Source organism: Streptomyces atratus, assembly GCF_040655115.1.
GTDB classification, from domain to species: domain Bacteria; phylum Actinomycetota; class Actinomycetes; order Streptomycetales; family Streptomycetaceae; genus Streptomyces; species Streptomyces atratus_D.
Genome location: NZ_JBFAJH010000054.1, coordinates 28,683 through 50,018, shown reverse-complemented (window position 1 = coordinate 50,018; position 21,336 = coordinate 28,683). Strand labels below are relative to the sequence as shown.

The following is a 21,336-nucleotide window of genomic DNA, read 5'->3' as shown; positions in this document are numbered from 1 at the left end:
TGCATCGCAAGGCGGAGGATTGAGCCATGGCGGAGCCCTGGTGATTGACGACAACGCCGCGAGGTGCGTGCCCCAGCCCCGTGACGCCGCCCCCCAATTGCCGGTCGGCCTTATCCCAGGATCTCGGCGGCGGTCGGCGACGAGTCGCGGAGGAACGTCGAGCAGCGCTCGTACTCCTCCTGCTCACCGATCGACTGCGCGGCGCGCGCCAGGGCGTGCAGGGCTCGCAGGAAACCGCGGTTCGGCTCGTGCTCGAACGGTACGGGCCCGTGGCCCTTCCAGCCGGCCCTGCGGAGCGCGTCGAGGCCGCGGTGGTAGCCGGTGCGGGCATAGGCGTACGACTCGATGACGCGGCCGCCCTCGAACGCCTCGTCGGCGAGCTGCGCCCAGGCCAGCGAGGAGGTCGGGTACTTCGCGGCGACGTCGGCGGGGGCGGTGCCGTTCGCGAGCAGCTCGCGCGGCTCCGGGTCGTCGGGCAGGTGGGTCGGGGGAGGCCCCCCGAGCAGGTTCTCGTGGATGGACATGGGTTCAAGTGTGCCTGGCACATGCGCGTCGGGGGTAGCCGGGCGCCCCCGAGCTCTCAGGCCCGGCCCGGGTCCCCGTCCTCGTCCCGCGCGGGCTCCAGGGGAGGCGCCGCGAAACCGCAGTGCACGGTGCATTCGGGACGCGCCGTGCCCTTCCGGGCCGCGGGCGGTGTCCGTACGGTCGCCCAGGCGATCACCGAGCCCAGCACCATCAGCCCGGCACACATCGGCATGGCCCGACGGAAGGTCTCGGCGAACTCACCGGCGTCGCGGTACGCCTCCGGCCCCATCCCGGCGAGCAGCGGCAGCGCGGCCACGGCGATCAGGCCGGCGGCGCGGGCGGCGGCGTTGTTGATCCCGCTGGCCAGCCCGGCGCGCGCGGTGTCGACGGAGGAGAGGACGGTCGCGGTGAGCGGCGCCACCAGGGTGACCAGGCCGAGGCCGAGCACGGCGACGGCAGGCAGCACGTGCTGTACGTACGCGGAGACGGAGGCGTCGCCGGGCCCCACCCGCAGCATGAGCAGCATCCCGGCGGCGGCGAGCAGCGGCCCGACGGTGAGCGGGATACGGGGGCCGATGCGCTGCCCCAGCTCGCCCGACGAAGCGGAGAAAAGCAGCATCAGCACCGTGGTCGGAAGGAGGGCGGTTCCGGCGCCGAGGGCGGAGTACCCGGCCACGACCTGGAGCTGAATCGCGGAGAGGAAGAAATAGCCGCCGAGCGCCGCGTACACACAGAGCGTGACGATATTGACGGCGGTGAACTGGCGGGACTCGAACACCGACGGCGGCAGCATGGGGTTCGCCCGCCGCCGTTCCACCTGCACGAACGTCACTCCGAGCAGCACTCCGCCCACGGCCGCCCCGATCACGGCGGCAGACGCCCCCTGTCCGGGGGCCTCGATCAACGCGTACGTCACCAGGGCCAGAGCCAGCGCGCCGAGCACGGCCCCCAGCACATCGAAGCGCCCGTGCGCGTGCGGGTCCCGCGACTCCGGTACGTGCCGCAGCGCGACCGGCACACAGATCACGGCGACCGGCACATTGATCAGAAACACCCACCGCCACCCCGGCCCGTCGACGAGCCACCCTCCGACGAACGGCCCGATCGCGGCCCCCACCCCACCGAAGCCGGACCACAGCCCGACCGCGCGCGCCCGGTCGTCCGGGTGAAAACTGGCCTGGATCAATGCCAGCGACCCGGGCGTGAGGAGCGCCCCGCCCACCCCCTGAAGGGCCCGGGACGCAATCAGCACGACAGCATTCGGCGCGACGCCGCACAGCAGCGAGGCGGCAGCGAACCACACCACCCCCACGACGAACACGCGCCGCCGCCCGTACCGGTCCCCGAGCGCCCCGCCGAGCAGGATCAGCCCGGCAAGGGTCAGCATGTAGGCGGTGACGGTCCACTGGAGAGCGGCGAGATCAGTGCCCAGGTCCTTGCCGATACGAGGCAGGGCGACGTTGACGACGGTGGAGTCGACCATGGCCATGGCGGACCCGAGAACGGTGGTCAGAACGACCCAGCGCCCGGGTGCGGAGGCGGCACGGATCTGACCGGCAGGTGGCTCGCCCATGCGAGCAGCATCCCCGGTCCGGGAGGAGGTGGCCAGTCCGGGGCGGGCACCTGCCGGAGGGGGGTGCCCTGCGCCCGCACGGCCGGGATCAGCGCACCGCCCCCAGCGCCCTGATCAGCGCCTCGACTCCCGCCTCCACCTTGCTGCGCGGGCACCCCACGTTCAGACGCAGGAAGCCCTGCGCGCCGTACACCGCCCCCGGCATGATCGCGACCCTCTCGCGTTCGATCAGCGCCCGCTGCAGCGCCTCGTCGTCCACACCCAGCGGGCGCAGGTCGATCCATGCCAGGTAGCCGGCCTGCGGCGGTTCCCAGGACAGTCCGGGAAAGGCCGTGTTCAGGCGTTCGGCGACCAGTGCCAGGTTGTCGCGGACGTACACCCGGACCGCGTCCAGCCATTCCCCGCCCTCCCGGTACGCGGCTATGTGCGCGGTCAGCGACAGGACCGCCGGGGAGGCGAGCCCCTCTGCCGTCTCCATGCGCCGCAGGAACTCCGTCCGGTCCGCCGGGTTGCCGATGATGCCGTACGAGCCGGTCAGCGCCGGGAAGTTGAAGGACTTCGATGCGGACGAGATCACCGCCCAGCGGCCCCCGCCCGCGCCCGCCACGCGCACCCACGGCACATGCCGATGGCCCTCGTGCACGAAGTCCGCGTGGATCTCGTCGCTGATCACCGCGACCCCATGGCGCGCGGCCAGCGCCGACGTCTCGACGAGCTCCGGCTCCGTCCACACCCGGCCGGTCGGGTTGTGCGGCGAGCAGAGCACCAGCACCTTCGCGTCGGGGCGCGCCAGCTCCCGTTCCAGCGCCTCCGTGTCGCCCACCGGCACACCCCGAAGCTCCCGGCCGAGACCGGTGATCGCCTTGCGGAAGCCGTCGTACGTGGGGGTGTGGACGACGACGCCGTCACCCTCGGCTGTCCACATCTGAAGGAGCTGCGAAAGCTGGCTGAGCACCGACGGGGCGTAGACCAGCCGGCCGGTGTCCAGCTCGGTGCCGTACCGGGTCCCGTACCAGTGCGCTATCGCCGACCGGAAGTCGTCCTGCTGCCAGCTGGTGTAGCCGAGGACACCGTGGTCGAGGCGGGTCCGCAGCGCGGACAGGACCTCCGGGGCGGTCTCGAAGTCCATGTCGGAGATGGTGAACGGGAGAAGCCCGTCGACCCCGAACCGGTCGGCGACTCCGTCCCACTGGACACACCAGGTGCCCCTGCGGTCGACGACGGTGTCGAAGTCATAGCCTGCGCTCGCCTGCACCAGTGCTCCTTCTGCTCGTTCGCGGACACGCCGTGGGCCCGGCACCCCAGGGAGTACCGGGCCCACGGCCGCAGTTCGTACCGCTACTTCAGCTTCGTGCCGGTGGACCGCAGGTTGGCGCAGGCCTCCGTGACGCGCTTGGCCATGCCCGCCTCGGCGGACTTGCCCCAGCTGCGCGGGTCGTAGACCTTCTTGTTGCCGACCTCGCCGTCGACCTTCAGCACACCGTCGTAGTTGCGGAACACGTGGTCCACGATCGGGCGGGTGAAGGCGTACTGGGTGTCGGTGTCGAGGTTCATCTTCACGACGCCGTTCTCCAGCGCGGTGGCGATCTCCTGCTCGGTGGAGCCGGAGCCGCCGTGGAAGACAAAATCGAAGGGCTGGCTACCAGCTGTCTTGCCGTACTTGGCGCCGACACCCTCCTGGAGGTCCTTCAGCAGCTCGGGACGGAGCACGACGTTGCCCGGCTTGTAGACGCCGTGCACGTTGCCGAAGGACGCGGCCAGCAGGTAGCGGCCCTTCTCGCCCAGACCGAGCGCCTCGGCGGTACGCAGCGCGTCGTCGACGGTGGTGTACAGCTCGTCGTTGATCTCGTGCGTCACGCCGTCCTCCTCACCACCGGTCGGGGTGATCTCGACCTCAAGAATGATCTTGGCGGCGGCGGCCTTGGCCAGCAGCTCCTGGCCGATGGCCAGGTTGTCGGCGAGGGTCTCGGCCGAACCGTCCCACATGTGGGACTGGAACAGCGGGTTCAGGCCCTTGGCGACGCGTTCGGCGGAGATGTCGAGCAGCGGACGTACGTAGCCGTCCAGCTTGTCCTTGGGGCAGTGGTCGGTGTGCAGCGCGACCGTGATGTCGTACTTGGCGGCGACGATGTGCGCGAACTCGGCGAGGGCGACGGCGCCCGTGACCATGTCCTTGTTGTACTGGCCGCCCAGGAATTCCGCCCCACCGGTGGAGATCTGGACGATGCCGTCGCTCTCCGCCTCCGCGAAGCCGCGCAGCGCAGCGTGCAGGGTCTGGGTCGACGTCACATTGATGGCCGGGTAGGCGAACTTGCCTGCCTTCGCCCGGTCGAGCATCTCGGCGTAGACCTCGGGGGTTGCGATGGGCATCTGTCCGCTCCTTGGGATGTGCGGGTGTGCGTTGCTGGTTCCCTGACCTGGGGGCGACGTCATCGTCGCCCCCATCTTCCCAGACTCTCGCTCCGGCTCCACCTGGCGGACTCCCTCAAGGTTCGGGCCGGGCCGCTGGAGGCGTACGACGAGGGCGGACGGTTTCACGTGAAACCGTCCGCCCTCGAAGAAAAACGCAGGTCAGGCCAGCGATCAGGCGAGGTCGAGATCCGACACCGTGTAGGCGTGGACGTACGGGAGACCTGCCTCGGCAATGGCCGGAGCGGCACCCCGCTCCACGATCGTGGCGACGGCGACGACCTCACCACCGGCCTCGCGTACCGCCTCCACAGCCGTCAGCGGCGAACCACCGGTGGTCGAGGTGTCCTCGACCACCAGGCAGCGGCGGCCCTTCACGTCCGTGCCCTCGATCCGACGCTGCATCCCGTGCGCCTTCTGCGCCTTGCGGACGACGAACGCGTCCATCCGCTCCCCGCGCGCGGCGGCAGCGTGCAGCATCGACGTGGCGACCGGGTCGGCGCCCAGCGTCAGCCCGCCCACGCAGTCGTAGTCGAGCTCGGCGGTCGCGTCCAGCATGACCTGACCGACCATCGGAGCAGCCTCACCGTCCAGCGTGATGCGGCGCAGGTCGATGTACCAGTCGGCCTCAAGACCCGAGGACAGGGTCACCTTGCCGTGCACCACGGCCTTGTCCTTGATCTGCTGCAGCAGCTCAGCGTGTACGTCAGTCATGGCTACGAGCTTAGACCGACCGGCACATGGGGGGTGGGAGAAGGAGCGGGGCTGGGTGCGTGCAGCTGCAAGGCGGAGGAGGGAGGCAACGCGGAGCGTTGTTGACTGACGACAACGCCGCAGATGTGCGTATCCAGCCCCGCGACGCCGCCCCCCATGTGCCGGTCGGTCTTAAGGCCGCCTGCCTCAGAGCCTGCGCCAGCTCCAGGTCGTCACGATCTCCAGCGGGTCGATCGGGGTGACATAGCGCGGCGCGGTGTTCAGTCCGTTCGGCGGACCCGACTGCGGCTCCACACAGACAGCCTCGTCCTGCTCGTCGTAGACGACGACCCACTCGGACCGGCTCTTCACCTTCAGTTCCAGTTGCTGCGGCCAGGTGAGCGTCACGTCGACCCCGTCGGGCATCCCGAAGCAGTCGTCCCACGGGCCGGGCAGCGGCGGGATCCGGCGGCCGGTCGGCAGATGGTTCTCGCCCCGCTCCTCCTGCCAGGCGGCATCGAAGGCGATCTGCACGTCGCCGCCTCCGGTTCCGAGGTTGCGCAGGAACCAGGGGTGCCAGCCGGCCTGTGCCGGGAACGAGTCCCCGTACGTCTCGATGCCGAACGCGAGCGTGAGTGAACCCTCAGCCAGTTCGAAGGTCTGGGTGACCCGGCCCGGATACGGCCACGGCTCGGCCAGGTCGTAGTAGAACGCGGCGTCGGTCCCGGCCACCTTCGCCGTGAGCCACGCGGTGTCACGGCCGGTGCCGTGGATGGCGTGCGGCGGGGAGTTCAGGGGCAGCTGGTGGACCACATCGCCGTTGTGGAAGCGGCCGTTCTCGGTCCGCCCGCACCACGGCACCATGGGGAAACAGCCGTACCGCTCCCCCTGCCGCAGCAGTTCGGTGCCCCCGATCCGGAGGCTGCTGATGCGGCAGCCATGGGAGGGGTCCACGGTCAACTCGGCGTCGCCGACGGACAGCCGGACGTTCTTCTCGCTACTGCTCACACGAGGACACTACTGGCGCCGCTACCTCCTCCGCCGCCGCAGCGCCCGGCCGACGACGACCGCGGAGGCGAGCGCGAGGGCGGCCGCCGGGGCCATCCAGCGCAGGGTGGCGCCCGCGGTGGTCGAATCGGGCGACGGCACGGGGGCGTACCGGCCGCGCGGCGGCGCGTGGTCGACCTCCTCGGCGCTGCGCCCGATCATGGTCCGGCGCGCGTGCGCGGCCTCGGCGGGCGGGCCCTCGGGGGCGGGGAACCCCATGTCCGCGTCGGGGTCGGGCGAGGACGGCGGCATCGGCGCCTCGAAGGCCGAACCGGTGCCGGGGGGTGTCCGGTCGGAGGGTGCCCCGGCAGGGGGCGTGCTGTCGGACGGCGCCTCGGCGGAGGGTGCCTCTTCGGACGGCGATTCGCCGGCCGGTCCCTCGTCGGACGGTCCCTCGTCGGACGGTGCGGAGGCGGCGGGCACCCCGCCGGACGCCGCCCCCTCGGCCTCGTCACCCGCGCCGTGCGTCGCCAGTGTCTCGGTCACCAGCTGCTGCGTGAAGCGGTCCAGCAGCCGGTACGCCGCCGTCAGCGCCGTCTCCGGTTCCAGCTCCACGATGCGGCCCTCTCCGCCCGCCGTGCCCGTGAATCCGATCGTCGTACCGCCGTCCGTCTCCGTCAGGCGGATCGTCAGGCCGAGCTTCGCCGAGCCGGTGCCCCGCGCCTCCACGCCCTCACCGGTGACGGAAACCCCTGCCCCGTCCGGCAGCGCGGTCGGTGTCAGCGTGCCGCGGTACGTGATCGTGTGGCTGCCGATCCGGACCTTGAGCCGGCCGGTCAGGGGACCCACGGACACGTCGGCGTCCTGCTGGAGGCCCGGCACGCAGCGGGCGACACGGGCGGGGTCGCCCAGCGTCCGCAGCAGGGACGGGACCGGAACCGGAACGAACACCTCATGCTCCATGGAAACCGAGCCTACTCAGGCACGGCCGCCCCGTCAGCGCTTCCGCACCCGGAAGCGACGGGATCTCCTCCTGAGCGACACACCCGCGGTCTCCCGGACCCGGCGTACCCGCGCGCCCCCTCACGGCTCCTCCCGGTACCGCGGATGCACGAGCGTCGACGGCGCCTGACCCCGCAGCCGTCGGCCCTCCGCATACCGGGCCGCCCGCGCCAGTTCCCCTTCTGTGAGGAACCGGAGTTCCGGCGGACGTGGAGGCAGGTGAAGGGCCGGAGGTCTCCCGCCCGGGCGGGCGAGGACGAAGCCCCAGTCGGGGTGGCCCTGCACAGCGTCCGTCGTGCGGTCCGGGCCCGCCGCGAAGCCGGAGAGACGCCCGCTGACGCGGTACGGGCGGGTCCGCAGGCCCGCCGCTCTCATGGACGTCTCGACCGTCCAGAACGTCCGGGGTCGGACGACGGGCGGGCCCGCGTGCACCACCAGCCGTCCGCCCGGCGCGAGGGCTTCGGTGACCAGGCCGTAGAACTCCGCCGAGTACAGCTTCGTGCTCGCCGTGATCCCGGGGTCCGGCAGGTCGGAGATCACCACGTCGTAGCCGCCCCGTGACGCCTCCCGCAGCCAGGTGAAGGCGTCCGCGGTGACGGCGGTCAGCCGCGGATCGCGGTACGCGTGCGCGTTCAGCGCGGAGAGTACGGGGTCGGTACGGGCCAGTCGGGTGACGCCGCGGTCGAGCTCGACGACCGTGACGCTCCGTACGTCCGGGTAGCGCAGCACCTCGCGGGCGGCCAGGCCGTCGCCGCCACCCAGGATCAGCACCCGGGCATGGCGCCCGTTCATCGCCGGATGGACCAGCGCCTCGTGGTACCGGTACTCGTCGCGGGCGCTGACCCGCAGCCGCCCGTCCAGGAAGAGGTCCAGGGAGCTGCGACCGGCCCCGGTGAGGACGACCTCCTGCACGTCGGTCCGGACGGCGACCCGCACCTGGTTCCCGTACAAAGCACGCCGTGCCACCCGCTCGAAGTCGTCGGCCAGCACGGTGGCGGCGGCCAGCAGGGCGATCACCGTCACGTTGGCGACGATCAGCAGCCACCGGGCCCGCCGGGTCAGGTCCCGCCGGAACACCCACAGCACCAGCGCCCCGCCCGCCGCCGCGTTGACCGTGCCGGTGAGCAGCGCCCCGGTGAGCTGGCCGAGGACCGGCAGCAGGAGGAAGGGGAACGCCAGTCCGCCGACCAGCGCACCCACGTAGTCGGCGGCGAACAGGTCCGCGACCGCCCCGTCCGCGTCCTGCTGGTCGACGCGCTGGATCAGCGTCATCAGCAGCGGGATCTCCGCGCCGATCAGGATGCCCATGGCGAGCGAGAACCCGACCAGCGCGAAACGTGACTCCCCCATCCACGCGAACGACGCGTACAGCACGAGCGCCGAGGAGCCGCCGATCAGCGCGAGACCCGCCTCGATCAGCCCGAAACCCACGGCGGCATGGCTGCGTAAACGTTTCGCGAGCAGCGAGCCGACCCCCATCGCGAAGACCATCACGGAGAGCACGACGGATGTCTGGGTGACGGAATCGCCGGTCAAGTAGGAGGCGAGAGCGACCAGTTCGAGTTCGTAGACCAGCCCGCAGGCGGCGCAGACGAAGACTGTGGCCAGCACGAGGAACCGACCGGTCCGCGGTCGTACGGGAAGACGCGGCGCACCCCCTCGCAACGGCACCTGCACCTGCACCTGCTGGTCGATCATGATGCGAACGCTACGTCACGATTACGTCGCCGCTTGTCACCCACAAGGGTGCAAGTGCCGTGCACGCAACCGAGTTGAGGCGATTCAGCGCGCCATCACCGGCATCCGCACTCCCACCCGGGTGCGGGTCGCCACCAACTGCCCCTCCTGCGGGTACGCGTGCCAGGTGCGCCACCGGACCTGGCCCTCCGACCGCTGCGCGAGCATGGCGGTGAAGGCGTGCGGGCTGCCGGGGAACGTGCCTGCGAGGCCGTGCGGATGGTCGGTCACCAGCGCGAGGAGCTCCTGCGCACGCCCGGCGAAGGAGCCCGCGGAGAGAGTCTCGACGCGCGCCGCGAATTCGTACTCCCAGTCCCCGAGCCGTTTGGCGACGCCGAGCGGCAGCGGCGTGGAGCTGCCGGGGATACACGCGACCGTTTCGGAACAGGTACCGCCGTCCTCTTCGAGAAGCACCTGATGGGAGGCGCCGAGCAGACGCAGCTGCAGTCGGGCCCCGCCGAGCTCGAGGTCGAGCACGGCCAGGGCTGGGAGCGGTTCACGCCCCAGCGCCCAGGCCAGGTCGGCAGCACGGGTGTCGGAATAGGCCGTCTGGAGGGTCGTGAGCATGGGTCGGCTCCGCAAAACACGCATGGACACATGGACAAGGGACGCCCCCGTAACGACGCACGTGGGGGTGGGGAACGCCCGATCAGGTCCAACTGGGGTCCGAGGGCTGGATGTTCTCTCCGACGAGGAAATCATGAAGTACGCCGCATCCACAGCGTTTTTGCCCAACTTGACGTGGTTTCCATCCCCTCGGGGGCCCAACGGTTCAACTGTTCACCGCAAACGCGTGGCACGGCCCAACAAAAAGGTGTCCGGCGGGAGTTCACCCGTCGGGCACCTTCACCACGCGGACCAGCTGCCCCGTGTCAGCTGCCTCCGCCGCATCCGCCCCCGCCGCCGCACGAGGAACCGCCGCCGCACGAAGAGCCCCCACCACACGAGTGACCACCGGAGTGGCCGCCCGAATGGCCTCCGCTTCCGCAGGACGAGCCGCCGCCGTCGCCGGCCGCCCACCAGCCGCCACCGGCGGCCGCGCCACTGCCCGAGCCACCGCCCGCGCGGCGCCGCCCGCTGCGCACCCGGCCCGGCCTCCGGTTGGCCGCCACCGCCAGCAGAAGCACCACGACGAACCCGACGGCCACGACCCCGATCAGCACATCAGGAGAAATCCTCATCGACCTCACGTCCCTTCCGTCCCCCGAAGCGAGACCCCCGCCTCACACCGCTTCTCGCGTGAGTGGGGGATGCCCTCGGCCCCCCGGAGCCAAAGCAGACTTGAGCAACTCCAGAGCTTCGGCCCAGGATGACGGGCATGACACAGGGACGACCGCTGCTCAACCGCCGCCTCGCCGAGTTCGGCACGACGATCTTCGCGGAGATGTCGGCGCTGGCCGTACGGACCGGCTCCATCAACCTCGGCCAGGGCTTCCCCGACACCGACGGCCCCGAGGCTGTGCGGGAGGCCGCAGTGCGGGCCCTACGCGACGGCCGCGGCAACCAGTACCCACCCGGCCCGGGCGTCCCCGAACTCCGCTCGGCCATCGCCGACCACCAGCAGCGCTTCTACGGCCTGACCTTCGACCCCGACACCGAGGTCCTGGTCACCGCGGGTGCCACCGAGGCCATCGCCGCCACCATGCTCGCGCTGCTCGAGCCGGGCGACGAGGTCATCGCCTTCGAGCCGTACTACGACTCGTACGCGGCCTGCGTCAGCATGGCCGGCGCCACCCGTGTCCCGCTGACCCTCCACGCCCCCGACTTCCGCCCGGACCTCGACGCGCTCCGCGACGCGGTCACCGACCGCACCCGCCTGCTGCTCCTCAACTCCCCGCACAACCCGACGGGCATGGTGCTGACCCGGAAGGAGCTGACGGCCATCGCCGAACTGGCGGTCGAGCGAGACCTGCTCGTGGTGACAGACGAGGTGTACGAGCACCTGGTCTTCGAAGGCGAGCACATCCCGCTCATCTCCCTGCCGGGGATGCGCGACCGTACGATCTCGATCTCCTCCGCCGGGAAGACCTTCTCGTTCACAGGATGGAAGGTTGGCTGGGTTACCGCGCCCGCACCGCTGGTCACGGCCATCCGCACGGCCAAGCAATTCCTTACGTACGTATCGTCGGGCCCGTTCCAGTACGCGGTCGCGGAGGCACTGCGTCTACCGGACGACTACTTCACCGGCTTCCGCGAGGACCTGCGCGCCAAGCGCGACATCCTCGCCGACGGGCTGACGGCGGCGGGCTTCGAGGTCTTCCACCCCCAAGGCACCTACTTCATCACCACCGACATCGCCGCCCTCGGCGAAAAGGACGGCCTGGCCTTCTGCCGGAGCCTGCCGGAGCGGTGTGGTGTGGTCGCCGTCCCCAACGCGGTCTTCTACGACGACCCGGAGGCCGGCCGCAACCAGGTCCGCTTCGCCTTCTGCAAGCGGGAGGACGTCCTGCGAGAGGCTGCTTCCCGTCTTCAACGATGGTGAGCGCCTCTGCCACTGCCCGCTGAACCAGGGAGGCGGGGCGTGCGTGCCCGGCGGACTCGAGGGGCCGCCGGGCACGCAGGAGCACCGCGGCCGGCTGTCGTCACGCCGGCTCGCGGTGCTGGTGCGGCACCTGCCGCACGACGGCGCACTGGCCCGAGACCTCCACGGCGAATCCGCCGACTGGACGGTCACGGACCACCTGCTCGCACACATGGCGGACCAACTCGCCGACGCCAACTGGATGTTCGCGACCGTCAATCGAGACGAGGACGCGGAACCAATGGAGTTCCCGTCCCCCTTCCCGCGCCCTGGCTCCGCCGAGGGAGCAGCCGAGAGTCCGCCGCCCACAGCGACCTCGGCGCCGGACGCGGCGGACGCGGCGGAACTGGCCCGCTTCTTCGCAAGCTGACCAGGAGCGTCAGCCCCGGCCCCACAGACGCCGGAACCTGCCCAGGCGCTCAGGTTCGGGGGTCTCTTCCACGAGGTCCGGCTCCATGACTTCGACGAGTCGGCTCACCGACACGCGGAACGACATCCAGCCCCGGACCAAGCCGTCCTCCTCCCTGGCGGCCACGAACCAGGCGCCATCTCCCAGCTGATGAATCTCCCGCACCTCGTCCCAGAACGGACCACCGTGGGTGCGCGCGAGCTGAAGCGCGGCGTTCCGCGCCTCCTCTTCACCCCCCTCCACGTATTGGACCTCGTACCGCGATTCGGCCCCTTCGAGGACCACATACCACGCGTCACGCCCGTCCATACAAGCCTCGCTCACTGTCACGCCGGGAAGGCGGATCAATATGGGAACTTCCGGCCGAACCCCGCCGAAGTCATCCGGTTCCTCGGTCGGTGACCAGGGGCTCAGCCGATCGGGGTGAGTCGCTGCCAGCGGCTCACCGCCCTCCTGATCCTCCGCGACATCCACCACTGCCCGAATTCCGAGGTCCAGGTGTCCGTCTTGAGGATCAGGAAGTTGTCGGGGTCCTCGGGCCGTTCGCCCAGTGTGTCCACCACACCCAGGTGGGCGACGTGCTCGTGGGACGCGTCGGCACCGAGGAACACCCAGAAGACGGGGTATCGGGCCGCTCTCCTCATCGTGGCGATGAATTCGGCGCCGTCGTCCGGAGACTGTGTCAGCACAACGACGGCGACGGTGTGCCCCGGCAGGTCGGCCGTGGCATCGATGATTTCGTTGAGCACGAGGGAGATCGTCAGTCCCCATGCTCCGGACTTCCTCATCTTTTTGAGCACGCCGCTGACCGAATTGTTCTTCCGTACTCCTCGGTAAGAGTCGACGCCGGCCTCCCGGGAAAGCCAGTCGTCGACCCATTCGGCCAGTCCGGCAGCATCAGGGCCAGGGATTCTCACGGGTTCACGAAAGAATAACCAGATCCCGGCGTTGGGGCCGTCGAAATATCGCTGGGACATCTCTACCGCATAACGCACGCCACCTGTCGCCATATAGTCGAGGTCCCCTCCCGGCACCCCCATGGCGATTGCAACATTCACACGCGGCATCCGCGCCCCTCCATTCGCAATCGACACGGGCCGTCACGAGTCTGACAGATCCAGCCGGTAGGCGCCAGGGATCTCATGCACCTGGATTCACTGAATCGATCGACCGAAGGACGGGATGCACATGGCCTCCTCTAGCAGTTCAGGACCGAATTCCCCGCACTCCCTGGACATGGATATCTTCTCGCACTCGGCCCGTGATGCGCTGCGCCTTTATTTCCGTAAAGACGAGACAAACACCTCGTCATGAAGGTGTCAGCGCTCAATTACACCGTGGACTACGTGAAGCTCGGCCTCGCCGGCGTCGCGACGGGGCTCACCCTGTTCAAGGCCGACTTCTCGATTCTCAAGATCGACGAGAAGGGGATCACCTGGTTCGGCAACACACTCAAAAAATTCCCCTGGGCCAAGGAAGGGAACAAGTGGTGGGAGCGCGCGCTCCGGCTCGGCGGCACACAGAAAGAGATCGAAAAGTACAAGACCAAGGTGGAGAAGCAGGAACTCGAGGAAAAGAAGCTCGACCGCCGGATCACTGCCGCCCACAACGGCGCAACCCGCGCCAATCGCGAGATATCCGTGCTGCGCGGCCGGTTGCGCGCCATCGGAACGGGCACCGAAACCGTGGACGCCACGAAGAGACGAGACGTCATCAACGAAACCCGGAATGCCGTCAACAAACTCTCCCAGGCGCTGGCCGGGATCTGATGCGGACCAAAACGAATAGTGAGGTGGACGCCAAGTGAGCCTCAAGCAAGCGGTAACATCCGTGAATTCCGCGCTCGGCAGTCTCCAGAGATCGCTGTCGCAGACCAACAGCGGAATCAACCGGGTCCGGCAGAGTGCGGGTCAGAGCAGCAAGAGCATCGATGCGATCAAGAAGTCCGCACAGGGCGCCGACGCATCGCTCGGCAAGTCGAAGACCTCCTGCCCGATGCCGTCGGCCCTTTTCCATGCCCGCATGCTCCGACAGCAAAGAGAGGTGAACCCCATGGCCAGCAACCTATGGATAGGCCCCCCAGGAGCCCTCTACGAGATCGACCAGGCTGCCACGTCCTTCGACCGCAGCGCCGAGCTCGGCGTCAGTGAGTTCAAGTCAGTCCGGTTCAGGCCCCCGTTCATGCTCCCGTCCCCCCTCACGCGGACGCCCCCGCGCCGGCCGCGGCCGGTGTGGCATCAGGTCCCTGACGTTCGCGTCGCCCGCCCCCACCAGCGGGAGCGGGTGCGTGTCGGTGCCGGAGGGGCGTAAGACCTCTCCCGACTCGTCCTCCCGCCCAGGAAACCGCAGCAGACGACCCGGCACGGGAATGGGCGGCTCGGCCGGCGGGTGGCACACCCCGCCCGCCCGCTCGCCCAGGTCCTCCGGAGAGTCCGTCGCTCGCGCATGCTCATCCCACCCCGCCCGGAACCAGTCGAGCCGGCCACTGTCGAGCTCGTCGGCCGTGAGGATGCGTACACCATCGACGCCCACCTCCTGAACCTTGCGGCCCAGCTCGATCAGAAGCTCCCCCAACAGGCGTGATACGTGCACCTGTTCGGCGGCAGCCCCCGCGTCCCCGGACGCACTGCGCGTAGATTCCAGTGCCTCCGAGTCTCCCCCCTCGCGCCCCATACGCACACCCCTTCACGCCCCTCCCCCAGGGGCTACCGTTCCCTCAGTCACCGTCCGGCAGAAACTGCTTCGCGACCTTGACGAAGGTCTCCAGCAGCTCTGGCGGCACCCCCATTCTCCGTGCAGCCTCTTCCGGGCTGAGGTGCTGGTCCCCTGCACCCCTTTTCCCTTCGAACGCTCCGGTAATCGGCAGGTCGTCCTCCGAAACACGTCCGGAGCGGATCAGCATGTCCCGCAGGGGGACGTCGAGTACACCGGCCAGGCGTCGCATCGTCTCCAGGTCCGGCATGCTCTGGCGTTGCAACAGGCGGCTGACTGCGGCGCGGTGGACTCCGGCGTCGTCCGCGAGCTTCGATTTCCCGCCCCCGCGCGGACTGTCGATGTCGTAGCCCCGCCTGCGCAGCAAATCCTCAACCCAGGACGCGAACTCCTCGAGTCCGTCCGCCCCTCTGGGGCGGCTGCGCGCCCCCTCGTCCCGGTAGCTCTGGTCGTTGTGGGCATTGGCCCACGAGCTCGTTCCCATGTGGTCGGTCTCCCCTCGTCGCGGGGACAGGGTACCGATCGCGCGCGCATCAAAGGTTTGCGCGCTCGCGCGCAGTTGTGGAGATTCGCCCAACTTGCGTGGCCAGCATGGCCGTTGACTCACCCCTCACGCGTCACAGCAGTGCACTTCAGTCGCTTGCGCTCGCGCTCGCACCATGCGACGCTGAGCGCGCGTTCGCAATTGTCGAACACATGTTCCCATACGCGGGGAGGCGTTGCACGTGTCCGGTCTGACGACTTCTTTCACTGCCGCTTTGACCTTGGGTTTCCTTGATTCCGACGATCAGCTCGACTGGCGCAGGACAGCCGCCTGCGCCCACCTTCCTCAACGCTCCGTGTTCACCCGGAGCCCCTCCGAAGCCGAACCAGCGTTGCGAGCCTGCAATCACTGCCCGATACGGGAGGAATGCGAGGCCGTGGTCGATCCCGCGCACACCTGGTTCGACGGGGTGAGTGGGGGGCGGCTGTGGCGCAATGGGCGCGCGGTCGTCGATGGGAGGGCGGGGCTGTGAACACCCGTACCCCGGAAGTGGAGGATGTCGAGGCGTTCGCCTCCTCAGCTGCCGCTGTCTGGCTCCGCAGCCTTGCTCTTCGATTTCCTGCGCTCATCATGGAGTTGGCGCCCTCGACGGGCAGGACCGCGAGGGAGCGACGCGGGGGCGCTCCCACCGGTGGCACCGCACCTGTCCGGCTCTTCGTCTCAGACACCCTTCGCGACGTCACCGACGGGGTGGTGGAGCTGGAGGAAGCCGTACGTGAACGGCTCGGGCTAGGGCCTGTGCGGCCCGCCCCCGTCCCCGTACGCCTGCGCCGTATCGCGTCACTCTTCGACCGCATCACCCAACTCCCTGACCTGGAAGCGCATGTGGCATCCGAGTCCCGCCGCATGGCGGAGCGCTGCGGGCGGGCACTGGGCGAGCCCGAGCAACTGGTACGTATCGCCGGACGCTGCCCCGCCTGCGACTCCGTCTCGCTGCGGGCACTGCCGGAGCGGGCGGTCGTGATGTGCATCAACCCCGCCTGCCGCCACGTCCTGGAGGACGCGTCGTGACCTGCCCTCCGGCCACCACCCCCCTCGCCTCCCTCGCCTCCGCCGGCCCGCTCATCACCGGCGACCTCGCCGCGGCGGAGACCGGCGTCGCCCCCGCCACCATCCGCAAGTGGGTGCAGCGCGGTTACCTGGCCGCGGCCGGACAGCAGGGACGCGCCCTCCTCTATCGCCTCGAGGATGTGTTCGCCGCCGAACGCGCGGTGAATCTGCGAACCGACCCCGCCTCGACCCGGTCTGTCGACTAGGACTGCCACTACCGGGCCCCGAAGGCCGTGTCCGCGCGTCACGCGGACACGGCCTTCTCGCATGCCGGAGCGCCAACAGCCATAGCGAGACGCCGAGTTGCGAGATTGGAACCCCTGCGTCACAGTTGAAGCAGCGGCAGAGCTGCGCCCACGGACCGAACAGATCCGGGGCGACGGTCCTGCCGCTTTGTGTTGCCCGGACGGAGCCCGGACCTCCTCGTCGCCGTCGCGGCCGGGCCCCGTACCTCTCCTGCTCTCCGTCCTTCCGAACCCTCCGAAGGGAGCGTTCATGTGTCTGTCCTGAACTTTCCCGACGTCGAACGCCTCGTCGTCGACTTCCTGAAGAACCGCACCGAGCTGGCCGGGACCACCGTCGACAACCGGCCGCCCAGCGGCTTCGACGGCACCCAGCAGGTCGTCCTCGTCTCGCGTACCGGCGGCACGTGGATCGACGACCTCTACCTCGACCATCCGATCGTCGACCTCGAGGTGTACGCCGCCGACAAGACGACGGCCCACACGATCTCGCTCGCCGCCCGCGCCTGTGTCCACGAGCTCCAGGGCACGGCCTACGGGACGGCGATCGTCACCGACGTGGCGGAGGCGGAGGGTCCGCGCTGGTACCCCGACTACAACCGCCCGGCGAGCAACCGCTATCTCACCCGGCTGATGCTCTCCGTCCGTCCTGCCTGACCCGTTCCACACCTCACGTCTCACAACTCAGACCTCATGAAGGAGTCGTTCCATGGCTGCTCCCAACACCAGCTCGCAGATCCGCGTCCCGGGTACCGGCAAGGTGCTCGTCGCCGCGTACAACCCCACCACGCCGATCGCCGCTCCCGCCGACACCAGCGTGCCGTGGGCGACGGGATGGACCGAGCTCGGCTACACCTCCACCGACGGCGTCAAGCTCGCCAAGAAGGACAAGATCGACCAGGTGGACGGCTGGCAGTCGGTGAGCGCGCTGCGCTACATCTACTCCGACCGTGAGCTCACGCTGAAGTTCCAGCTGATGCAGTTCAACAAGAACACCCTGCCGTTCTTCATGGGCGGCGGTGCCACGGCGACCGCGCCGACCCCGGCCGAGGCCGGCACCTACAAGTACGACCTCACCACCAACCCGGCCGCCGACGAGCGCGCGCTGGGCTTCGAGTTCACGGACAGCCAGAACGGCACCTCGGTCGTCTACCGCCTGATCGTCCCGCGCGGCCAGGTCACCGACACCGAGGAGATCTCGATGACCCGCACCGGCGCCATGAAGCTCGGCATCACCTTCACCGCGTTCGCCCAGGACGACACGACGAAGCCGCTGGCCACGTGGCTGATGAAGGACGGCGCGTACGCGTAGCGGGCCCCGCCCCCGCACCAGGAGGCCCGGCGCGCACCCCGTGCGCGCCGGGCCTCGGTCGCCCCCTGCCTTCACCAACCCACCTGATTGGAGAACCCCATGGCCGGATTCAACGTCAACGCCGCCCGCGCCCAGCGCCTCGAAGCGCTCGGCCGCGCCTGGACCTTTGAACTCGACAACGACTCGTTCGAGCTGCCGACCGAACTCAGCCGCGCCGTCGCGCGTAAGCTCCGCGACCTCGACGACAACGACGTCGACGGACTCCTGCGACTCCTCCTCGGCGAACAGCAGTTCACCCGCTTCGAGCGCCACGACATCACCATGCAGGACATCGCCGCGATCCTGGAGGCCTACGGCAAGGAGACGGGGCTGGGCCTGGGGGAAGACTGAGCCTCGACGCGCTCGTCGAAGAGCACGCCGAGGCCATCGAGGCCGACTTGCTGCGCCACTACGGGGTGGACCTGCTGGACTGGTATCGGGGACGGCTGTCGTCGCGGCGGCTCGCGGTGCTGGTGCGGCATCTGCCGCGAGACAGTGCCCTCGCGCACTCTCTGCACGGTGAGGCTTCGGAGTGGACGACCACGGACCACCTGCTGGCCGTAGTCGTCGACCAACTGGCCGAAGCCAACTGGATGTTCGCAACGGTCAACCGGGATGAGGACACGGAGCCAATCGACCCGCCTCAGCCAGTACCCCGTCCTGGCACAACAGCCGACCCGCTGGACAGGAGCACCGCCCTGGCCTCCGAGGTGACGCCCAGTCCGGAGAAGGTGGCCAGGTTCTTTGCCTGATGTACAGACGGCTGACCCACTTGGATGAAGTCGACATCATGCCGCTCATGCACGTGCCAACATGTCGCTCGCACGCTCAAGAGCAGCCGAAGGGTTGGGGTCATGGGCAGGGAAGCGGCCAGCAAATGGTCCGGCTGGCGAAGCCGGGTCGTGGAGATACCCGGGGCAGGGGAGGGCAAGCCGGTCCCATTGAGGATCCGCGGGGGATTCATGACCAGTTTCGAGCTGTCTTCCGTACGCAAAGGCCCATATCACCAACGCGCCCATGAATCCCTTGTCAGGATCAATGGCCGTAGCCCTTCGCACATCATCCTGCCGGCCAACTGCAACGCCGTCGACATCCGGCGCGTCATAGTGGGGGAAGAGGCGTCCAGCGGCATGGCCAGATGGAAGCTGCGCGTCGTAGACAAGGACGCGCTGCCTTCGCTCCCCGCCAACGAGACCCGGGGCAGAGAGACCGAGACGTTCAGCTACTTCGCCCCCAAGCCCTACTACGAATACGCGCCGGTCCTGCATTACGACTTCATTGACCACCCGGGCTCGATCATCTACACACCGGCGAACGGCGGGGAAAGAAACCTACGAATCACCTCCCATGCCAACCAGAGGGGCACACTGCGCCTCCCGCAGCACGGGTACGTCACCTTGTCCTGCGACTACGGCAGATGGCAGATTTCGGTTACCTGACCCGCACCCTGGCACAGCTGATGCGCTTCGAACGCCACGACATCACCATGCAGGACATCGCCGCGATCCTGGAGGCATACGGCAAGGAGACGGGGCTGGGCCCAGGGCTGCCGCAAAGTCCTGCGTGTACGCGTTTCCGCTGATGAGAGGTCCGTGCCTGGAAAGACCGAAGCTCCGTTGGGGTGGGTGACCTCGCAAGTCGCCCTGAACCAACGGAGCTTCGGTGAAACGTCAGTCTGTCACGTCCGTGCCCCGGTCGGAGTCGCTGTCGCTGGTGTTGTGGCAGCGGCTCGGCGAGGTGAGCGATCCGCGTAAGGCGCGGGGGCGTCGTTTCCCGTTGTCGGTCCTGCTCGTGATCGCGTTGTGCGCGACGGCGGCGGGTTTCGGGTCCTGGCGGGCGATGGCGCAGTGGGCCGCTGCCGCGGAGCCGCAGGAGAAGTTGCGGCTGGGGCTGGTGCCCGTCGGCGCGTTCGATCTGGTGAGGGCGCCGGGGGCGGACACGTTGCGGAGGGTGCTGTCGGCGGTGAGGCCGGGTGAGCTGGAGGTTCTCTTGCGGTGCGGGAGCCGGCCCTGGAAACGGTGGCGGCGGACGGCAAGGCCCTGCGGGGATCACGGCGGGGAACGGAGAGCGCGGTGATGCTGATCGGCGCGATGGCTCAGGACGGCACGCTGGTTGCTCAGCAGCGAGTCGCGGACAAGAGCAACGAGATCCCGGCCCTGGCCCCGCTGCTCAGCGTCCTGGACCTGCGGGGTGTGGTGGTCACGGCCGATGCCCTGCACACTCAGGCGGAGACCGCGAAGGTGCTGGTGGAAGAGATGGGCGCGCACTTCGTTCTCACCGTGAAGCGGAACCGGCCGGCCTTGTGGGAGGCGTGCCGCTCGATCCCATGGCACGAGGTGACGGCCGTGCACAAGGAGAGCGGGCGAGGGCATGGCCGGTTGGAGACTCGGGTGACCAAGGTGGTGACCTGGGGCGATCTGGCCTTCCCTTATGTGCGGCAGGTCGCCCGTGTCGTCCGACATCGCACCGTGGAGGCGTCGGGGAAACGGACCCGCGAGATCGTCTACCTGATCACCGACCTCACCTCGCAACGGGCGGCTCCCGAGGTCGTCGCGCGGTACGCGAGGGGCCACTGGGGAGTGGAAAACAAGATCCACTATGTGCGGGATGTGACCTTCGGCGAGGACGCCGCGCGGATCCGCACTGGCCACGGCCCGCAAAACGTCTCCACGTTGAGATCGATCGCCATCAACTTCCTTCGCTGGACCGGTAGTTCCATCGCCGACGCGCAACGACGCCTCGCACTGGCACCGCACAAGGCCCCACTCGACCTCTTCGGAGTGCCCGCTGACCAGCAGCTTTCCTCATGAAATGCGACTTTGCGGCAGCCCTGGGGCTGGGCCTGGGGGAAGACTGAGCCTCGGCGTGCTCGTCGACGAGCACGCCGAGGCCATCGAGGCCGACCTGCTCCGCCACTACGGCGTCGACCTGCTGGACTGGCACCGCGGCCGACTGTCGTCACGCCGACTCGCCTTGCTTGTCCAGCACATGCCGCGGGACAGCGCACTCGCCCGGGAACTGCACGGCGAGGCCGCCGAATGGACGGTGGTGGAACACCTGTTGGCCCACGTGGTGGATCAACTCCGCGAAGCCAAGTGCATGTTCGCGCTCGTGAACAGGGACGAGGACACCGACGCCCCCGAGCCCTGCCCCGTCCCGGCGAGACCCCGCAGCCCACCACGCCCGAACCTCACACGGAATACCCGGCCCCGGAGAAGCTGGCCCAGTTCTTCGCCTGACGGAAATCCAGTGCTCTGGGGCTAAGCAAAGAAGTAGAGCGCGGCCCCCGACGCGATGGACAGCATTCCGAGCGAGAGCGTGATGAAGACATTTCTTCGAACTCGGCTTGCGGCTTCCAGGTTCCCCTTCTCCCGCTCTTCGCGCACCACGCCAAACATCAAGAAGAAGAAGAGCAAGCAAATCGCCCCGCCGGCCGACAGGAGGACACCTACCGCTCTTGCGAGAATCTGCGCCTCGGTGACATCAGTAGCCCCGATCATAAAATCCCACCCTTTCTGCCCCAATAGGCACGCTATCCCCCTCTAAGTAGTCACGGTGGAGAGGGGCGCTGTCAAGAAGGC

29 protein-coding genes are annotated in these 21,336 nt (G+C 69.0%); 16 read left to right on the top strand and 13 right to left on the bottom strand.

What is annotated here, in order from left to right; genetic code table 11:
- Window positions 1–110 precede the first annotated feature (110 nt).
- The 9 genes from AB0I23_RS34915 to AB0I23_RS34875 all read right to left on the bottom strand — a co-directional run bounded on the left by AB0I23_RS34915 (window position 111) and on the right by AB0I23_RS34875 (window position 9,493).
- Complete coding sequence (locus tag AB0I23_RS34915; RefSeq protein ID WP_030977723.1) at window positions 111–524, bottom strand: DUF3151 domain-containing protein; 414 nt, start codon at window positions 522–524, stop codon at window positions 111–113.
- Window positions 525–580: 56 nt separating this feature from the next.
- On the bottom strand, window positions 581–2,098 hold the full coding sequence (locus AB0I23_RS34910; protein WP_359115717.1) for an MFS transporter: 1,518 nt from the start codon (window positions 2,096–2,098) through the stop codon (window positions 581–583).
- 88 nt (window positions 2,099–2,186) lie between these two features.
- Entirely contained in the window at window positions 2,187–3,353 is a 1,167-nt protein-coding gene (locus AB0I23_RS34905) for a MalY/PatB family protein (protein ID WP_359115714.1), read from the bottom strand.
- 83 nt (window positions 3,354–3,436) lie between these two features.
- Window positions 3,437–4,468 carry a class II fructose-bisphosphate aldolase gene (fbaA, locus tag AB0I23_RS34900; protein WP_037690726.1) on the bottom strand — a complete coding sequence of 344 codons (1,032 nt, stop codon included), beginning with the start codon at window positions 4,466–4,468 and terminating at the stop codon, window positions 3,437–3,439.
- A gap of 213 nt (window positions 4,469–4,681) precedes the next feature.
- Window positions 4,682–5,221 (bottom strand): orotate phosphoribosyltransferase, encoded by a 540-nt coding sequence (pyrE, locus tag AB0I23_RS34895; protein WP_359115711.1) that lies wholly within the window; start codon window positions 5,219–5,221, stop codon window positions 4,682–4,684.
- Between the two features lie 186 nt (window positions 5,222–5,407).
- Entirely contained in the window at window positions 5,408–6,208 is an 801-nt protein-coding gene (locus AB0I23_RS34890; protein WP_359115710.1) for an aldose 1-epimerase, read from the bottom strand.
- A gap of 21 nt (window positions 6,209–6,229) precedes the next feature.
- The gene (locus AB0I23_RS34885; RefSeq protein WP_359115707.1) at window positions 6,230–7,150 is read right to left on the bottom strand and encodes an SRPBCC domain-containing protein; all 921 of its coding nucleotides are present in this window, start codon (window positions 7,148–7,150) and stop codon (window positions 6,230–6,232) included.
- 120 nt (window positions 7,151–7,270) lie between these two features.
- Entirely contained in the window at window positions 7,271–8,887 is a 1,617-nt protein-coding gene (locus AB0I23_RS34880) for a polyamine aminopropyltransferase (RefSeq protein ID WP_359115704.1), read from the bottom strand.
- A gap of 84 nt (window positions 8,888–8,971) precedes the next feature.
- On the bottom strand, window positions 8,972–9,493 hold the full coding sequence (locus tag AB0I23_RS34875; protein WP_359115701.1) for a DUF2617 family protein: 522 nt from the start codon (window positions 9,491–9,493) through the stop codon (window positions 8,972–8,974).
- A 742-nt stretch (window positions 9,494–10,235) separates the two neighbouring features.
- On the opposite strand from AB0I23_RS34875, the gene AB0I23_RS34870 reads away from it, so the two are divergent.
- A complete protein-coding gene (locus AB0I23_RS34870) occupies window positions 10,236–11,408 on the top strand; it encodes a pyridoxal phosphate-dependent aminotransferase (RefSeq protein WP_359115698.1) in 1,173 nt (390 codons plus the stop codon).
- 43 nt (window positions 11,409–11,451) lie between these two features.
- A complete protein-coding gene (locus tag AB0I23_RS34865; protein WP_359115696.1) occupies window positions 11,452–11,817 on the top strand; it encodes a hypothetical protein in 366 nt (121 codons plus the stop codon).
- Window positions 11,818–11,826: 9 nt separating this feature from the next.
- On the opposite strand, the gene AB0I23_RS34860 is transcribed toward AB0I23_RS34865, so the two are convergent.
- Window positions 11,827–12,165, bottom strand: coding sequence for a hypothetical protein (locus AB0I23_RS34860; RefSeq protein WP_359115693.1), 339 nt, complete (start codon window positions 12,163–12,165; stop codon window positions 11,827–11,829).
- A 101-nt stretch (window positions 12,166–12,266) separates the two neighbouring features.
- Entirely contained in the window at window positions 12,267–12,923 is a 657-nt protein-coding gene (locus AB0I23_RS34855) for a hypothetical protein (protein ID WP_359115690.1), read from the bottom strand.
- A gap of 270 nt (window positions 12,924–13,193) precedes the next feature.
- On the opposite strand from AB0I23_RS34855, the gene AB0I23_RS34850 reads away from it, so the two are divergent.
- Complete coding sequence (locus tag AB0I23_RS34850) at window positions 13,194–13,625, top strand: hypothetical protein (RefSeq protein ID WP_359115687.1); 432 nt, start codon at window positions 13,194–13,196, stop codon at window positions 13,623–13,625.
- Between the two features lie 676 nt (window positions 13,626–14,301).
- Entirely contained in the window at window positions 14,302–14,439 is a 138-nt protein-coding gene (locus AB0I23_RS34845) for a hypothetical protein (protein ID WP_359115685.1), read from the top strand.
- 133 nt (window positions 14,440–14,572) lie between these two features.
- On the opposite strand, the gene AB0I23_RS34840 is transcribed toward AB0I23_RS34845, so the two are convergent.
- Window positions 14,573–15,052, bottom strand: a complete 480-nt coding sequence (locus tag AB0I23_RS34840; RefSeq protein WP_359115682.1) for a helix-turn-helix domain-containing protein — start codon at window positions 15,050–15,052, stop codon at window positions 14,573–14,575.
- A 241-nt stretch (window positions 15,053–15,293) separates the two neighbouring features.
- On the opposite strand from AB0I23_RS34840, the gene AB0I23_RS34835 reads away from it, so the two are divergent.
- The 12 genes from AB0I23_RS34835 (at window position 15,294) to AB0I23_RS34780 (ending at window position 21,019) form a co-directional block, all read left to right on the top strand.
- The gene (locus AB0I23_RS34835) at window positions 15,294–15,584 is read left to right on the top strand and encodes a WhiB family transcriptional regulator (protein WP_359115680.1); all 291 of its coding nucleotides are present in this window, start codon (window positions 15,294–15,296) and stop codon (window positions 15,582–15,584) included.
- Entirely contained in the window at window positions 15,581–16,123 is a 543-nt protein-coding gene (locus AB0I23_RS34830) for a hypothetical protein (protein WP_359115677.1), read from the top strand. The genes AB0I23_RS34835 and AB0I23_RS34830 overlap by 4 nt, the downstream gene beginning before the upstream one ends.
- On the top strand, window positions 16,120–16,368 hold the full coding sequence (locus tag AB0I23_RS34825) for a helix-turn-helix domain-containing protein (RefSeq protein WP_359115675.1): 249 nt from the start codon (window positions 16,120–16,122) through the stop codon (window positions 16,366–16,368). The genes AB0I23_RS34830 and AB0I23_RS34825 overlap by 4 nt, the downstream gene beginning before the upstream one ends.
- A gap of 291 nt (window positions 16,369–16,659) precedes the next feature.
- The gene (locus AB0I23_RS34820; RefSeq protein ID WP_359115672.1) at window positions 16,660–17,061 is read left to right on the top strand and encodes a hypothetical protein; all 402 of its coding nucleotides are present in this window, start codon (window positions 16,660–16,662) and stop codon (window positions 17,059–17,061) included.
- Window positions 17,062–17,113: 52 nt separating this feature from the next.
- Window positions 17,114–17,716, top strand: coding sequence for a phage tail protein (locus AB0I23_RS34815; RefSeq protein ID WP_359115670.1), 603 nt, complete (start codon window positions 17,114–17,116; stop codon window positions 17,714–17,716).
- Between the two features lie 99 nt (window positions 17,717–17,815).
- The gene (locus AB0I23_RS34810) at window positions 17,816–18,106 is read left to right on the top strand and encodes a hypothetical protein (protein ID WP_359115667.1); all 291 of its coding nucleotides are present in this window, start codon (window positions 17,816–17,818) and stop codon (window positions 18,104–18,106) included.
- Between the two features lie 65 nt (window positions 18,107–18,171).
- A complete protein-coding gene (locus tag AB0I23_RS34805) occupies window positions 18,172–18,507 on the top strand; it encodes a hypothetical protein (RefSeq protein WP_359115720.1) in 336 nt (111 codons plus the stop codon).
- Between the two features lie 210 nt (window positions 18,508–18,717).
- Window positions 18,718–19,194, top strand: coding sequence for a hypothetical protein (locus AB0I23_RS34800; protein ID WP_326708024.1), 477 nt, complete (start codon window positions 18,718–18,720; stop codon window positions 19,192–19,194).
- Window positions 19,173–19,337 carry a hypothetical protein gene (locus AB0I23_RS34795; protein ID WP_359115723.1) on the top strand — a complete coding sequence of 55 codons (165 nt, stop codon included), beginning with the start codon at window positions 19,173–19,175 and terminating at the stop codon, window positions 19,335–19,337. Before AB0I23_RS34800 ends, AB0I23_RS34795 begins: the two co-directional genes overlap by 22 nt.
- Before the next feature lie 80 nt (window positions 19,338–19,417).
- Window positions 19,418–19,831 carry a transposase family protein gene (locus AB0I23_RS34790; RefSeq protein WP_359115664.1) on the top strand — a complete coding sequence of 138 codons (414 nt, stop codon included), beginning with the start codon at window positions 19,418–19,420 and terminating at the stop codon, window positions 19,829–19,831.
- Window positions 19,750–20,565 carry an ISAs1 family transposase gene (locus AB0I23_RS34785; RefSeq protein ID WP_359115662.1) on the top strand — a complete coding sequence of 272 codons (816 nt, stop codon included), beginning with the start codon at window positions 19,750–19,752 and terminating at the stop codon, window positions 20,563–20,565. Before AB0I23_RS34790 ends, AB0I23_RS34785 begins: the two co-directional genes overlap by 82 nt.
- Window positions 20,566–20,620: 55 nt before the next feature.
- Window positions 20,621–21,019, top strand: a complete 399-nt coding sequence (locus AB0I23_RS34780; RefSeq protein ID WP_359115659.1) for a hypothetical protein — start codon at window positions 20,621–20,623, stop codon at window positions 21,017–21,019.
- On the opposite strand, the gene AB0I23_RS34775 is transcribed toward AB0I23_RS34780, so the two are convergent.
- Window positions 21,016–21,255 carry a hypothetical protein gene (locus tag AB0I23_RS34775; RefSeq protein ID WP_359115657.1) on the bottom strand — a complete coding sequence of 80 codons (240 nt, stop codon included), beginning with the start codon at window positions 21,253–21,255 and terminating at the stop codon, window positions 21,016–21,018. The genes AB0I23_RS34780 and AB0I23_RS34775 overlap by 4 nt on opposite strands.
- Window positions 21,256–21,336 lie beyond the last annotated feature (81 nt).

Bases quoted from the DNA above. Each gene is read 5' to 3' on its own strand.
- AB0I23_RS34910 (WP_359115717.1), bottom strand. From the start codon at position 2,098: ATGGGCGAGCCACCTGCCGGTCAGATCCGTGCCGCCTCCGCACCCGGG.
- AB0I23_RS34885 (WP_359115707.1), bottom strand. From the start codon at position 7,150: ATGGAGCATGAGGTGTTCGTTCCGGTTCCGGTCCCGTCCCTGCTGCGG.
- AB0I23_RS34855 (WP_359115690.1), bottom strand. From the start codon at position 12,923: ATGCCGCGTGTGAATGTTGCAATCGCCATGGGGGTGCCGGGAGGGGAC.
- AB0I23_RS34840 (WP_359115682.1), bottom strand. From the start codon at position 15,052: ATGGGAACGAGCTCGTGGGCCAATGCCCACAACGACCAGAGCTACCGG.
- pyrE (WP_359115711.1), bottom strand. From the start codon at position 5,221: ATGACTGACGTACACGCTGAGCTGCTGCAGCAGATCAAGGACAAGGCC.
- AB0I23_RS34875 (WP_359115701.1), bottom strand. From the start codon at position 9,493: ATGCTCACGACCCTCCAGACGGCCTATTCCGACACCCGTGCTGCCGAC.
- AB0I23_RS34880 (WP_359115704.1), bottom strand. From the start codon at position 8,887: ATGATCGACCAGCAGGTGCAGGTGCAGGTGCCGTTGCGAGGGGGTGCG.
- AB0I23_RS34845 (WP_359115685.1), top strand. From the start codon at position 14,302: ATGCTCATCCCACCCCGCCCGGAACCAGTCGAGCCGGCCACTGTCGAG.
- AB0I23_RS34775 (WP_359115657.1), bottom strand. From the start codon at position 21,255: ATGATCGGGGCTACTGATGTCACCGAGGCGCAGATTCTCGCAAGAGCG.
- AB0I23_RS34860 (WP_359115693.1), bottom strand. From the start codon at position 12,165: ATGGACGGGCGTGACGCGTGGTATGTGGTCCTCGAAGGGGCCGAATCG.
- AB0I23_RS34815 (WP_359115670.1), top strand. From the start codon at position 17,114: ATGGCTGCTCCCAACACCAGCTCGCAGATCCGCGTCCCGGGTACCGGC.
- AB0I23_RS34915 (WP_030977723.1), bottom strand. From the start codon at position 524: ATGTCCATCCACGAGAACCTGCTCGGGGGGCCTCCCCCGACCCACCTG.
- fbaA (WP_037690726.1), bottom strand. From the start codon at position 4,468: ATGCCCATCGCAACCCCCGAGGTCTACGCCGAGATGCTCGACCGGGCG.
- AB0I23_RS34870 (WP_359115698.1), top strand. From the start codon at position 10,236: ATGACGGGCATGACACAGGGACGACCGCTGCTCAACCGCCGCCTCGCC.
- AB0I23_RS34810 (WP_359115667.1), top strand. From the start codon at position 17,816: ATGGCCGGATTCAACGTCAACGCCGCCCGCGCCCAGCGCCTCGAAGCG.
- AB0I23_RS34800 (WP_326708024.1), top strand. From the start codon at position 18,718: ATGACCAGTTTCGAGCTGTCTTCCGTACGCAAAGGCCCATATCACCAA.
- AB0I23_RS34795 (WP_359115723.1), top strand. From the start codon at position 19,173: ATGGCAGATTTCGGTTACCTGACCCGCACCCTGGCACAGCTGATGCGC.